This window comes from Cryobacterium breve (genome assembly GCF_027594785.1).
Classification (GTDB): domain Bacteria; phylum Actinomycetota; class Actinomycetes; order Actinomycetales; family Microbacteriaceae; genus Cryobacterium; species Cryobacterium breve_A.
The window spans coordinates 1,132,197-1,144,751 of sequence record NZ_CP075584.1 but is presented as its reverse complement, the minus strand read 5'-3'; the positions used below and the strand labels follow the sequence as shown (position 1 = coordinate 1,144,751).

Sequence of the window (12,555 nt, the reverse complement as noted above, 5' to 3'; positions counted from 1 at the left end):
GCGGGGTCGGAAAGAATCGGATCATCGGTTCTTCCCCACCGAGGCCCCGCAGGGGTCCTCACACAGATTGGATTCACCATGCTTTCGACAGCGGTTCTCACCGGGTTCGCCACCCACATGGGCTACGGCCCCGGCTGGGGCGGCGGGCCGGTCTGGTTGTTCTTGCTGATCCCGTTCTTCGGCTTCCTGCTCGTGGTCACCCTCTTCGCCATCCTCGGCCGGCGCTGGCGTCGCCACGGCGGACCCGGCTTCTCCGGCCACCCGGGCTGGCAGGCGTGGCAGGCGGCCCAGGCCGGGCAGGCCGACGGCACCCGCAGCGCCGAGAAGACCCTCGCCGAGCGCTTCGCCCAGGGCGACATCGACGAGGTCGAGTATCGGGCCCGCCTCGAGGTGCTCCGCGCCAACCGCGCAGACCCCACCCCCGGCGCCCCGCTCCCGCCCCAGTAGCCGACCGCGCTCTCGGTTCCCGGCTCCTCCGCCCGAGCGCGCCACGTGCGCCGCTGCGCTGCAGGCACGCCTGTCGCGTAGCGGCGCACGTGGCGCGCAACGGCCGACCCGATGCGGAAATCGCCTGGGCCGGGCATCCGCCCAGTTCTGGCACCTAAGATATTCGCGTGGCTGCAATCAATTTGGGAATGCCCAAAGTACCTGAAATCCTCGCTCCCCGGCGCAAGAGCCGGCAGATCAAGGTCGGCAAAGTCCTCGTCGGCGGTGACGCCCGAGTGAGCGTCCAGTCGATGACGACGACCCCGACCACCAACATCAACGGCACCCTGCAGCAGATCGCCGAACTCACGGCGAGCGGATGCGACATCGTGCGTGTCGCCGTTCCGAGCCGTGACGACGCAGAGGCCCTGCCGATCATCGCGAAGAAGAGCCAGATCCCCGTGATCGCGGACATCCACTTCCAGCCGAGCTACGTCTTCGCGGCGATCGACGCCGGGTGCGCCGGCGTGCGGGTCAACCCCGGCAACATCCGCAAGTTCGACGACCAGGTCGGCAAGATCGCCGCGGCGGCCAAGGCGGCCGGCGTATCGATCCGGATCGGCGTCAACGCCGGCTCGCTCGAGCCGAGCATCATGCAGAAGTACGGCAAAGCCACCCCGGAGGCGCTCGTCGAGAGCGCCGTCTGGGAGGCGAGCCTCTTCGAGGAGCACGACTTCCACGACTTCAAGATCTCGGTCAAGCACAACGACCCCGTGATCATGGTCAAGGCATACCGGCTCCTCGCCGAACGCGGCGACTGGCCGCTGCACCTCGGCGTCACCGAGGCCGGCCCCTCCTTCCAGGGCACCATCAAGAGCGCCACGGCCTTCGGCATCCTGCTCGGCGAGGGCATCGGCGACACCATCCGCGTCTCGCTCAGCGCACCGCCCGCCGAGGAGGTCAAGGTCGGCCTGCAGATCCTGCAGTCGCTCAACCTCCGCGAACGCAAGCTCGAGATCGTCTCCTGCCCGAGCTGCGGTCGCGCCCAGGTGGATGTCTACAAGCTCGCGAACGACGTCACCGACGGCCTCGAGGGCATGACCGTGCCGCTGCGCGTCGCCGTGATGGGTTGCGTCGTCAACGGGCCGGGCGAGGCGCGCGACGCCGACCTCGGCGTTGCATCCGGCAACGGCAAGGGCCAGATCTTCGTCCGCGGCGAGGTCATCAAGACCGTGCCGGAGTCCGAGATCGTCGCGACCCTGATCGAGGAGGCCAACCGCCTCGCCGCAGAGATGCCGCCGAGCGAAGACTCCCTCGGCGCCCCCGTCGTCACCGTCTCGCGGTAGCGCGCCCCGCCTGCTCGTTTGCGGAGAAGACACCCTCGTCGACGCGATGACGGTGTTTTCTCCGCAACTCAGCCACGGACATCCGATGGCCGGCGCGCGTTGAGAAGTGGCACTCGCCGTAAAGTAGGGGGTGCCTACACGTCTGTCGTCCTATTTCCTCCGTACCCTCCGCGAAGACCCCTCGGATGCCGAGGTCACCAGTCACCGCCTCCTGGTCCGGGCCGGCTACATCCGCCGCCAGGCCCCCGGCATCTTCGCCTGGCTGCCGATCGGCCTCCGGGTCAAGAACAAGATCGAGACCATCGTCCGCGAGGAGATGGCCGCTTCCGGCGCCTTCGAGGTGCACTTCCCCGCCCTGCTCCCGCGCGAACCCTATGAGGTCACCGGCCGCTGGGACGAGTACGGCGAGGGCCTCTTCCGCCTCCAGGACCGCAAGGGCAGCGATCTCCTGCTCGCGCCCACCCACGAGGAGGTCTTCACGCTGCTGGTGAAGGACCTCTACAACAGCTACAAGGACCTGCCCCTGTCGATCTACCAGATCCAGGACAAGTACCGCGACGAGGCCCGTCCCCGTGCCGGCCTCCTGCGCGGCCGCGAATTCACCATGAAGGACGCATACTCCTTCGACTACACCGACGCCGGCCTCGACCTGAGCTACCAGGCGCAGCGCGACGCCTACGAGCGCATCTTCACCCGGCTCGGTCTCGAGTACGTCATCGTCAAGGCGGATGCCGGCGCGATGGGCGGATCCCGGAGCGAAGAGTTCCTGCACCCCACCCCCATCGGTGAGGACACCTTCGTGCGTTCGGCCGGCGGGTACGCCGCCAACGTCGAGGCGTTCACAACCCTGGTTCCTCCCGTCATCGACTGGACGTCGTTCCCGGCCGCCGAGGTGCACGACACCCCGGACACCCCGACCATCCAGACCCTCGTCGACAGCGCGAACGCGAACCACCCGCGCGACGACGGCAGGGAGTGGACGGCTGCGGACACACTCAAGAACATCGTGCTCGCCCTGACCAACCTCGACGGCACCCGCGAGCTCGTCATCGTCGGCGTCCCCGGCGACCGCGACGTCGACCTCAAGCGCGCAGAGGTCGTCTTCGCCCCAGCAGAGGTCGAAGCGGCCAACGCCGGCGACCTCGCCAAGCACCCCGGACTCGTCACGGGCTACATCGGACCGTGGGCACCCGCCGGTGCCGTGCTCGGCTCGACCTCGGCCACGGGCATCCGCTACCTCGTCGACCCCCGCGTCGTCGACGGCACCGCGTGGATCACCGGAGCCAACGAGAACGGCCGCCACGTCTTCGGCCTCGTCGCCGGGCGCGACTTCGCCGCCGACGGCACAGCCGAGGTCGCGAACGTGCGCGCCGGCGACCCCCCCCCCGACGGCTCCGGCCCCGTCGAGCTCGCGCGCGGCGTCGAGATCGGCCACGTCTTCCAGCTCGGCCGCAAGTACGCGGAAGCCCTCGGACTCAAGGTGCTCGACGAGAACGGGAAGCTCGTCACGGTCACGATGGGATCGTACGGAATCGGGATCACCCGCATCCTCGCCCTCCTCGCCGAGCTCAACAACGATCCGAAGGGCCTGATCTGGCCGGAGACTGTCGCACCGTTCGACGTGCACGTGATCGCCGCAGGACGCGACGAGATCGTCTTCGAGACGGCGGCAGCCGTCGTCTCCACTCTCGAGGCGACCGGCCGCGAGGTGCTCTACGACGACCGACGCAAGGTCTCGCCCGGCGTCAAGTTCGGCGACGCCGAACTGATCGGGGTTCCCCAGATCGTGATCGTCGGACGCGGAGCCGTCGACGGCATCGTCGAGCTGTGGGACCGCCGAACAGGAGAGCGCACCCAGTGCGCCGTCGACAACATCGGGACGCACTTCGCCTGAGAACCGCCCAGAAAGGCCGTCTGAAACAGGCGCCCGTCCCCTTCGGGGTGACGGGCGCCTGTTCCGTCGGGTACCGTAGACACCAGCCCGCTGCGCAGTTTCGCGGCGGCAGAATCTGAATAGAGGAGGCCGGCCATGGACATCGACCTCAGCGTGTTGCGGCAGTTGGAGCGCGAGAAAGAGATTCCCTTCGAGGAACTCGTGCAGATCATCGAGCAGGCGATTTTGACGGCATACGTCAAACACACCCACCAGGGTGAGACAACGAAGCAGGCCGTCGAAGAAGAGCCGGAAGCGCGTGTCGTTCTCGACCGCAAGTCCGGCCACGTCGACATTTTTGTTCCAGAGCTCGACGAAGACGGCAACGTCATCGGCGAAGCGATCAACAACCCGACCGACTTCGGCCGGATCGCGGCCTTCGCCGCTAAGCAGGTCATCAACCAGCGTCTCCGCGACCTGGCCGATGACGCAGTGCTCGGAGAATTCAAGGGACGCGAAGGCGAGATCGTCGCCGGCGTCATCCAGCAGGGCCCGAACCCGCGGATGATCCACGTCGACCTCGGCACGATCGAAGCGATCCTTCCGCCGGAAGAACAGGTCCCCGGCGAGACCTACGTGCACGGTGCCCGGATCCGGGTCTACGTCACGGCCGTCGGCAAGGGCCTGAAGGGCCCGCAGATCACCGTGTCGCGCACCCACCCGTCCCTCGTCCGGCGCCTGTTCGCCCTCGAGGTCCCCGAGATCGCGAGCGGTGTCGTCGAGATCGTCTCCCTCGCCCGCGAGGCCGGCCACCGCACCAAGATGGCCGTGCGCGCGACCGAGCCCGGCGTCAACGCCAAGGGCGCCTGCATCGGCGAACTCGGCCAGCGTGTCCGCGCCGTGACCGCAGAGCTCAACAACGAGAAGATCGACATCGTCGACTACTCGCCGGACCTCGCGACGTTCGTCGCGAGCGCCCTGTCGCCGGCCAAGGTGACGAGCGCCTACGTGATCGACCAGTCGATCAAGGCCGTTCGCGCCCTCGTCCCCGACTACCAGCTCTCGCTCGCCATCGGCAAGGAGGGCCAGAACGCCCGCCTCGCCGCCAAGCTCACGGGTGCCAAAATCGACATCCAGCCGGACAGCATCCTGGAGGACACGGAATAGGGGGTACGATGGAACCCGTTAGAACGTGCATTGGATGCCGTTCGCGCGCTCCACGTGCCTCTTTGCTGAGGTGCGTAGCCCGAGATTCGGTCCTCGTGGTGGATGAAACCGCCACTCTGCCCGGTCGAGGTGCGTGGCTGCATCCCAGCATCGAATGCTTCCAAGACGCACTGCGGCGACGCGCTTTCGGGCGCGCCCTTCGCGTGACCAGTCCTCTGGACGCGAAACAACTAGAGAACAGGCTGAACTGGCTAATGGACAACTAATGAGCGGCTCGAAATGAGACCCGTCCGTTACTAACGGCCTGCCCCTTTCCGGGTGCAGGCCCGGAATTGGAGAATTGTGGCTGCGAAACCACGCGTACATGAGATCGCTAGCGAGGCTCAATGTCGACAGCAAGGTAGCCCTTGCGAAACTGAAAGAGATGGGCGAGTTCGTCAAGGGCCCGTCCAGCAGTGTTGAACCCCCGGTAGCACGTCGCCTGCGCGCGGCCCTGCTGGCCGACGCCGCTTCCGGCGCCGGAACCACTGCCCCGTCAACCACCCCGGGTGCCGGCGCAACGCCGGGCGCCCCCACAAGCGTCAAGCCCGGCGCGCGGCCGTCACCGGCCCGCCTCGCGGTCAAGCCGGGTGCACGTCCGAGTGCGGCCCCGGCCGCGCCCGTCGAAGCCCCCGCAGCGGATGCCGCACCGCATCCCGTCGCACCCCTCACCGTCGCAGAACGCCAGACGGTTGCCGTCGAAAAGGCCGCAGCAGCTGAGAAGTCCGCGAGCATCGAGAAGGCCGCCGAACAGGCTGCCGCAGCAGACCCGACCGCCCCGAAGACGGCGACCCCGGCTGCCAAGTCCGAGCGTGGACCGTCCTCAGGCGCCAAGCCCGGCGCGAGCGTTCCGCGCCCGCCGTCGGCACGTCCGGGCAACAACCCCTTCGCCAGCAACCAGGGCATGGGCAAGACCCCCACGCCGCGTCCGGGCAACAACCCGTTCGCGAGCGCGCAGGGCATGGGCCAGCGCCCGCCGTCCTCGACGGCCCCGAGCAACATCCCCCGTCCCGCCGCACCGCGCCCCGGCGCACCGCGTCCGGGCGGACCCGGCCAGGCTCCCCGCCCGACCGGTTTCGGCCAGCGTCCCGGCGCGTTCCAGCGTCCAGGCGGCGCCGGAGCAGGCGGAGCACGTCCCGCATTCCAGCGCCCCGGCGGCGCTCCGGCCGGTGCCCCCGGCTTCGGCCCGCCGCGTCCCGCCGGTGGCGGCGGCGCAGGTGGCCGCGGTCGCGGTCCCGGTGGCGGAACCGCTGGTGCGTTCGGTCGCGGAGGCGGCAAGAACAAGGCCCGCAAGTCGAAGCGTACGAAGCGCGCCGAGTTCGAGCTGCGCGAGGCCCCGTCGCTGGGTGGCGTCAGCGTCCCCCGCGGCGACGGCGGAACCGTGGTGCGTCTGCGCCGCGGCGCCTCGATCACCGACTTCGCAGACAAGATCGACGCGAGCCCCGGAAACCTCGTCACCGTGCTGTTCCACCTCGGTGAAATGGCGACGGCGACGGAGTCCCTCGACGAGGCGACCTTCGACGTGCTCGGCGAAGAACTCGGCTACAAGATCCAGATGGTCTCGCCCGACGACGAAGATCGCGAACTTCTGCTCGGCTTCGACATCGACATCGACCAGGAACTGGCCGAAGAAACCGATGACGAGCTCAAGGCCCGCCCGCCGGTCGTCACCGTCATGGGTCACGTCGACCACGGAAAGACCGCGCTCCTCGACGCGATCCGCAATGCGAAGGTAGCCGCTGGCGAAGCCGGCGGAATCACCCAGCACATCGGTGCGTACCAGGTCATCACCGAGCACGAGGGCATCGACCGTGCCATCACCTTCATCGACACACCGGGCCACGAGGCGTTCACTGCCATGCGTGCCCGTGGTGCCCAGGTGACGGACATCGCGATCCTCGTGGTCGCGGCGGACGACGGCATCATGCCCCAGACCATTGAGGCGCTCAACCACGCCCAGGCGGCCAACGTGCCGATCGTGGTCGCGGTCAACAAGATCGACAAGCCCGGCGCCAACCCGCAGAAGGTGCGCCAGCAGCTCACCGAATTCGGGCTCGTCGCCGAAGAGTACGGCGGAGACGTCATGTTCGTCGACGTGTCCGCGAAGCAGAAGATCGGCATCCAGGAGATCCTGGAAGCCGTCCTCCTCACCGCTGACGCCGGACTCGACATGCGCGCCAACCCCGACAAGGACGCCCGCGGTGTCGCCATCGAGGCTCGTCTCGACAAGGGCCGCGGCGCCGTCGCGACCGTGCTCATCCAGTCGGGAACGCTGCACGTCGGCGACTCGATCGTCGCCGGAACGGCCTACGGCCGCGTTCGTGCGATGGCCGACGAAAACGGCGTTGCCGTGCTCGCCGCGACGCCGTCGCGCGCCGTCCAGGTCCAGGGCCTCTCGAGCGTTCCCCGGGCCGGTGACACCTTCCTCGTCATCCAGGAAGACCGCACCGCCCGTCAGATCGCCGAGAAGCGCGAAGCCGCCGAGCGCAACGCACTGCTGGCCAAGGCCCGCAAGCGCATCAGCCTCGAAGACTTCACCCGTGCACTCGAAGAGGGCAAGGTCGAATCGCTCAACCTCATCATCAAGGGTGACGTTTCCGGTGCCGTCGAGGCCCTGGAAGAGTCGCTCCTCAAGATCGAGGTCGACGATTCCGTTCAGCTGCGCATCATCCACCGCGGTGTCGGTGCTGTCACGGAGAGCGACGTCAACCTCGCCACCGTCGACAACGCCATCATCATCGGCTTCAATGTGCGCCCGGACACCAAGGCCCGTGAGCGTGCCGCCCGTGAGGGTGTCGACGTGCGGTTCTACTCGGTCATCTACAACGCGCTCGAGGACATCGAGAACTCCCTCAAGGGAATGCTCAAGCCCGAGTTCGAAGAGGTGCAGAGTGGTGTCGCCGAGATCCGCGAGGTGTTCAGCTCGTCCAAGTTCGGAAACGTGGCCGGCGTCATCGTCCGCTCGGGTGTCATCACGAGGAACGCCAAGGCGCGGGTCATCCGCAACGGCGTCGTCGTCGGAGACAACCTCGGCATCGAGTCCCTGCGTCGTTTCAAGGACGACGTCACCGAGGTTCGTACGGACTTCGAGGCCGGTATCGGCCTCGGCAAGTTCAACGACATCCAGATCGGCGACGAGATCGAGACGATCGAACTGAAGGAAAAGCCGCGCGTCTAACCACGCCGCGTCTGATCGACGGGTCTCCGGCTCCTCTCCGTGAGGGGCCCGAGGCCCGTTGGTCGCTCAGCACCGCAGTATCCCGATTCACGGGTTTTCACACGTAACGACGTAAAGCAGTATCGAAGCAAGAGGAGTGAGACCATGGCAGATCCGGAACGCGCCAGAAAAATGGCCGACCGCATCAAGGTCATCGTGGCGAAGCGGCTTGAACGCGGCCTGCGGGACCCGAGGCTCGGCTTCGTGACCATCACGGACGTCAAGGTGACGGGTGACCTGCAACACGCATCCGTCTTCTACACCGTCTACGGTTCCCTCGAGGAGCGCACCGACAGCGCCGCCGCGCTCAAGGCGGCCACAGGCCTGCTGCGCAGCGAGGTCGGCAAGAACATCACCGCCCGGCTCACCCCCTCGCTCGAGTTCATCGCGGACGCGATCCCCGAGAACGCGGCCCTCATCGACGACCTCCTCCGCGAAGCGCGGGAACGCGACAGCCAGGTCGGCGCGCTCGCACAGGGCGCCCAATATGCCGGAGACGAAGACCCCTACGTCAAGCCGCGCGAGTTCGAGGACGACGACGAGGATGAGGACGACGACGAGGACGACGACGAGACTCCCGCCGTCGGTCACCACGCCGAATAGCGAACCCTGCCTCGCTGAGGTGTCGCATATCGATGTTCACGAGGCTCGTGAGCATAGATATGCGACACCTCAGCGCAGAACGCTGAGTCAGAAGGCTTCTGCCACCTAGCGAGGGGAGCGGGGGAGAACTACGCTTAAAAGCGCTTTCGTCCCCCGAAGGCCCATCTCACTGTGGAGGTACCCCATGGCCGGCATCGCAGCCAAGCTCGACAAAGCATACGAAACGCTCCCCGTGGAGGAGCTCGCGAAGGCGCCCGTCGCGGCGCTCCAGGGCGTGAGCGACAGCGACGCGGAGCACCTCAAGGCCGCATTCGGCATCGATACGATCGGTGACCTCGGCACCAACAAGTTCTTCCTGTGGGCGCAGTCGATCGCGACGCTCGCGAAGTAACTTCTCCGCAGCGGTCAGTGGCTCAGGCTCCCGAAACGGGAGGCGAGGCTGCTCGCGTTCCTGACCGCGTTGCCGCCGCCGTCGTTGTTGAAGTAGACGAACACTTCCCGTCCGGTGCCCTGCCAGTCGCGGATGCGTTCCGCCCACCAATCGAGGTCGGCCTCCGAATACGAGCCCCCGTACAGGTGCTCTCGGTCGGGGCCGTGCATGCGCACGTACACGAACGGCGCGGTCGCGCGCAGGACGCAGGGCAGGTGTGCGCCGCTCATCACGCAGTATGCGGCGCCGTGCCGCTCGAGGATCGCGAAGACCGCCTCGCACAGCCAGCTATCGTGCCGGAACTCGACGGTGACTCTGATCCAGTGCGGCAGGGCGGCGAGGAAGTAGTCCAGCCTGGCATCGTCGCGCTCCAAAGTCGGCGGCAGCTGCACGAGGAGGACGGCGCGCGTCTCGCCGAGTTCGTGCCAGCACGCCGCGATCCGTGCCGCCCACACCTCGGGGGCGTAGAGGCGTTTCGCGTGAGTGAGTCCGCGTGGTGCCTTCACCGAGAGCAGGAATCCTTCGGGGAGGCGTCGTTTCCAGCCGGCGAACGTCGATTCGCGTGGCCAGCGGTAGAAACTCGCGTTCAGTTCGACGGTGTCGAACCGGGAGGCGTAGACGCCGAGTCGCTGGGCGGCGGGAAGCCCGGCCGGGTAGAGCACCCCGTCCCAGTGCTGATAGCTCCAGCCGGAGGTGCCGATCCGGATGCTCACGGTCGCGCCTACTCGTGCGGGAGCGAGTATGAGCCTGCTGCGACGCGCACGGCGAGGCCGTCGTCCAGGAGACCGGACAGCGCCCGACCGAGCTGGGCGGCGTCCGGCCAGAGCGTCGCGATCTCTGCCTCCGTCACCGGGTGCCTCGTCGAGCGCAACTCCGCGAGAATCAGGCCGCGAACCTGCCGGTCGCTGCCGGCGAACTTCTTCTGCACGGCCTTCTTCGCGCCCTGGTATTCGGGATAGCCGGCGGCGCGCCAGGCGCACAGCGCGGCGAGCGGGCACTCGGCGCAGCGCGGACGTGCTGACGTGCAGACGAGCGCGCCCAGCTCCCATGGCGCCGGCGTTGAAGACGGCCGCGGCGCGGACATCCGCCGGAAGGAGTGCGCTCATGGCCGCGAGGTCGCGGGTGCGGCTCGGCGGCGCGGGTTCGGCCTGGCCCGCGACGCACCGGGCGATGACCCTGCGGGTGTTCGTGTCGACGACCGGATGCCGGTGGCCGTAGGCGAAGGCGGCGACCGCCCGAGCTGTGTAGTCACCGATCCCCGTCAGCGTGAGGAGCACATCGACGTCCTGCGGCACCACCCCGCCGTGGTTCTCGGTGATCTCGACGGCCGCGGCGTGCAGCCAGAGCGCGCGCCGCGGGTAGCCGAGCGTCGCCCACGCCCGTACGGCCTCGCCCGGTGGAACGGCGGCGAGGTCAGCCGGGGTCGGCCAGCGCGCGAGCCACGCCTCAAGGTGTGGGATCACCCGGTTCACCGGCGTCTGCTGCAGCATGAACTCGCTCACGAGCACGCCCCAGGCGCCGAACCCGTCGCGGCGCCACGGCAGGTCCCTGGCATGCATGCCGAACCAGGCATTGACGAGGCCGGCGATTTCGCCGGCGGGCGCGACCTCGGGTGCGGCTCCGGTTCCGAGGTCGGCTCCGGACTCGAGTTCCGGCCTGCTGGCCGGCCCTCCCTCGGATTCGATGGGCGCGATGACGGTTGCGTTCACCCCACTAACCTAGGCTCGAATCATGACGCTTGATTCAACACCACGCCTCGACTTCCTCCGCGACCTCACCACCGAGATCCTCGGCTTCTACAGCAGAGGTCGCACAATGGTCGCGATCGACGGAACGGACCCCGTGGCGCGTGCGGCATTCGCCGACGACCTCGCCGCGGCCTTCGCCGAGACCGGGCACGCAGTCTCCCGTGCCTCGCTCGCGGACTTCGAGCGCTCCGCCGAGGAGCAGGCGGCCTTCGGACCCGCCTCACCGGAGCGGCTGTTCCGCCACCGCGACGACTTCGACCTGCTTCGCAGGGCGCTCCTGGTCCCGTTCCGGCTCGCCGGCGGCACGACGGGGCCTGCGGACGACACCCTGATCTTCGACGGTGACTTCCTGCTCAGGAAAGAGCTCCGCGACGGCTGGTCGTTCAGCGTGCTGACCGAGTACGCAGCGGATGCCGCGACCACCGGCGCCTTCATCGACCTCGCCGCCGAGCTGAAGCCCTCCGGGGAACTCGGTGATGCCGCGGACACCACGACCGACCCTGCGCTGGGTGCTTCCCCGGTTCCCGACGACCAGGCGCTGGCCGACCGGCTCTACCGCGCGGAGGTCCGGCCCAGGTCCTGGGCGACCGCCGTCGTCGACCTCGCCAATCCGGCGGATCCGCGCCGCCTCTTCTTCGACAGCTGCTGAGCCGGAGCCGCGCGGCCTAGCGCAGTCGGAGCGGGGCGAAGCGCACGAGCACCTCGGCTCGTGTGAGCGGGTGTCCTGTGGCCTCGACCTCATGAACGAGGGCGGTGAGCAGGGTGTTGACGGGCGCGTCGACGCCCGCGGCAGCCGCCTCCCGCACGACGACCCCGTTGAGGTGGTCGATCTCGGTGAGCTGGCCACGGCGCAGGCTCTGCAGGGTGGAACCGAGATTGGGCACGTCGCCCATCCGCGCCCGCATCAGGCGGGGCAGCAGTTGACCGATCGAGAGTGGCAGCCCGGCGAACCCGCGCAACCGGCGGTCGCCGAGTCCCTGCAATGCCCCGAAGCGCACCCCGCGGGCGACGCCCACCCTCACGGTCTCCCGCATGCTCGCGGTCAGGACCCTGCGGAGTCCCGCGTCGTCGACGACCTCCTGAACGCTCAGCCCGGTCACGGCCGGGAGCGCGTTGAGCATGTTGACCACGAGCTTCGTCCACTGGGCGCCGACGAAGTTCGAGGTCGCGATGGTCGGGAACGCCGCGTCGAGCACACCCTGCCAGGCGAGCGTTCCCGCATCGATGTCGCCGCTATCGTGCCCGATGTAGGTGGGTGCCGGCGTCGTCACGGTCACGAGTCCCGGCGCAGCATAGTTCGTGGCGATGATCGACAGCGCCCCGAAACAGTCGGAGTTCGGCAGGATCCGTCGCGCCGTCGCGACACCGTCGAGCCCGTTCTGCACGACGATCACCGGCGAGCCGTCGAGGAACGCCGCGTTCGCGGTGATCGCCGCGGCGGCATCCTGGGCCTTGGTGCAGACAAGCGTGAGCTCTGGCGTCTCGGTGAGCAGCTCGACCGCCGCCGGCCGGGCGGTCTCGTCGCCGAAGCCGCCGGTCAGGTGAATGCCCTCCGAGCGGATGACCGCGAGCGCCTTCCCCCGCGCCGTCACCGTCACGGTATGCCCGGCCTTCTCCAGCAGCGCGGCGAACGTTCCGCCGAGGGCACCCGCACCGATCACAGCAATTCGCATCCCCCCAGCCTAGATCCCCCCCCGCGAGAGCGG

At 68.3% G+C, this 12,555-nt stretch carries 11 protein-coding genes and 1 pseudogene; 9 read left to right on the top strand and 3 right to left on the bottom strand.

The features are described from left to right. Positions 1–78 precede the first annotated feature (78 nt). The 8 genes from KIV56_RS05635 (at position 79) to KIV56_RS05600 (ending at position 9,062) form a co-directional block, all read left to right on the top strand. The gene (locus tag KIV56_RS05635) at positions 79–447 is read left to right on the top strand and encodes an SHOCT domain-containing protein (RefSeq protein WP_281535467.1); all 369 of its coding nucleotides are present in this window, start codon (positions 79–81) and stop codon (positions 445–447) included. A 167-nt stretch (positions 448–614) separates the two neighbouring features. Further along, positions 615–1,772 (top strand): flavodoxin-dependent (E)-4-hydroxy-3-methylbut-2-enyl-diphosphate synthase, encoded by a 1,158-nt coding sequence (ispG, locus tag KIV56_RS05630; protein ID WP_281535466.1) that lies wholly within the window; start codon positions 615–617, stop codon positions 1,770–1,772. Positions 1,773–1,902: 130 nt separating this feature from the next. Beyond that, positions 1,903–3,666 (top strand): proline--tRNA ligase, encoded by a 1,764-nt coding sequence (locus KIV56_RS05625; protein WP_281535465.1) that lies wholly within the window; start codon positions 1,903–1,905, stop codon positions 3,664–3,666. Between the two features lie 135 nt (positions 3,667–3,801). After that, positions 3,802–4,812: a transcription termination factor NusA gene (gene nusA / locus KIV56_RS05620; protein WP_281535464.1), complete on the top strand. Its 1,011-nt coding sequence runs from the start codon at positions 3,802–3,804 to the stop codon at positions 4,810–4,812. An 8-nt stretch (positions 4,813–4,820) separates the two neighbouring features. Next, positions 4,821–5,078, top strand: a complete 258-nt coding sequence (locus KIV56_RS05615) for a YlxR family protein (RefSeq protein ID WP_281535463.1) — start codon at positions 4,821–4,823, stop codon at positions 5,076–5,078. A 98-nt stretch (positions 5,079–5,176) separates the two neighbouring features. Next, positions 5,177–8,029, top strand: coding sequence for a translation initiation factor IF-2 (gene infB, locus KIV56_RS05610; protein ID WP_432432606.1), 2,853 nt, complete (start codon positions 5,177–5,179; stop codon positions 8,027–8,029). 144 nt (positions 8,030–8,173) lie between these two features. Continuing rightward, complete coding sequence (gene rbfA / locus KIV56_RS05605; protein ID WP_281535462.1) at positions 8,174–8,671, top strand: 30S ribosome-binding factor RbfA; 498 nt, start codon at positions 8,174–8,176, stop codon at positions 8,669–8,671. 184 nt (positions 8,672–8,855) lie between these two features. Next, positions 8,856–9,062, top strand: a complete 207-nt coding sequence (locus tag KIV56_RS05600) for a hypothetical protein (RefSeq protein WP_134532743.1) — start codon at positions 8,856–8,858, stop codon at positions 9,060–9,062. 14 nt (positions 9,063–9,076) lie between these two features. Here KIV56_RS05600 and KIV56_RS05595 read toward each other — a convergent pair whose 3' ends face one another. Both KIV56_RS05595 and KIV56_RS05590 read right to left on the bottom strand, forming a co-directional pair. Beyond that, positions 9,077–9,814, bottom strand: coding sequence for a DUF72 domain-containing protein (locus KIV56_RS05595; protein WP_281535461.1), 738 nt, complete (start codon positions 9,812–9,814; stop codon positions 9,077–9,079). Between the two features lie 8 nt (positions 9,815–9,822). Next, positions 9,823–10,660 (bottom strand): annotated as a pseudogene (locus tag KIV56_RS05590) (A/G-specific adenine glycosylase). A gap of 172 nt (positions 10,661–10,832) precedes the next feature. Here KIV56_RS05590 and KIV56_RS05585 point away from each other — a divergent pair. Further along, a complete protein-coding gene (locus KIV56_RS05585; RefSeq protein WP_281535460.1) occupies positions 10,833–11,498 on the top strand; it encodes a hypothetical protein in 666 nt (221 codons plus the stop codon). 16 nt (positions 11,499–11,514) lie between these two features. Here KIV56_RS05585 and KIV56_RS05580 read toward each other — a convergent pair whose 3' ends face one another. Beyond that, the gene (locus KIV56_RS05580; RefSeq protein ID WP_281535459.1) at positions 11,515–12,522 is read right to left on the bottom strand and encodes a ketopantoate reductase family protein; all 1,008 of its coding nucleotides are present in this window, start codon (positions 12,520–12,522) and stop codon (positions 11,515–11,517) included. Between the last annotated feature and the right edge of the window lie 33 nt (positions 12,523–12,555).

What these genes read in the sequence shown, in the direction of transcription:
- KIV56_RS05635 (WP_281535467.1), top strand. Translation starts at nt 79, where the DNA reads ATGCTTTCGACAGCGGTTCTCACCGGGTTCGCCACCCACATGGGCTAC.
- KIV56_RS05585 (WP_281535460.1), top strand. Translation starts at nt 10,833, where the DNA reads ATGACGCTTGATTCAACACCACGCCTCGACTTCCTCCGCGACCTCACC.
- KIV56_RS05580 (WP_281535459.1), bottom strand. Translation starts at nt 12,522, where the DNA reads ATGCGAATTGCTGTGATCGGTGCGGGTGCCCTCGGCGGAACGTTCGCC.
- rbfA (WP_281535462.1), top strand. Translation starts at nt 8,174, where the DNA reads ATGGCAGATCCGGAACGCGCCAGAAAAATGGCCGACCGCATCAAGGTC.
- infB (WP_432432606.1), top strand. Translation starts at nt 5,177, where the DNA reads ATGAGATCGCTAGCGAGGCTCAATGTCGACAGCAAGGTAGCCCTTGCG.
- nusA (WP_281535464.1), top strand. Translation starts at nt 3,802, where the DNA reads ATGGACATCGACCTCAGCGTGTTGCGGCAGTTGGAGCGCGAGAAAGAG.
- KIV56_RS05615 (WP_281535463.1), top strand. Translation starts at nt 4,821, where the DNA reads ATGGAACCCGTTAGAACGTGCATTGGATGCCGTTCGCGCGCTCCACGT.
- KIV56_RS05600 (WP_134532743.1), top strand. Translation starts at nt 8,856, where the DNA reads ATGGCCGGCATCGCAGCCAAGCTCGACAAAGCATACGAAACGCTCCCC.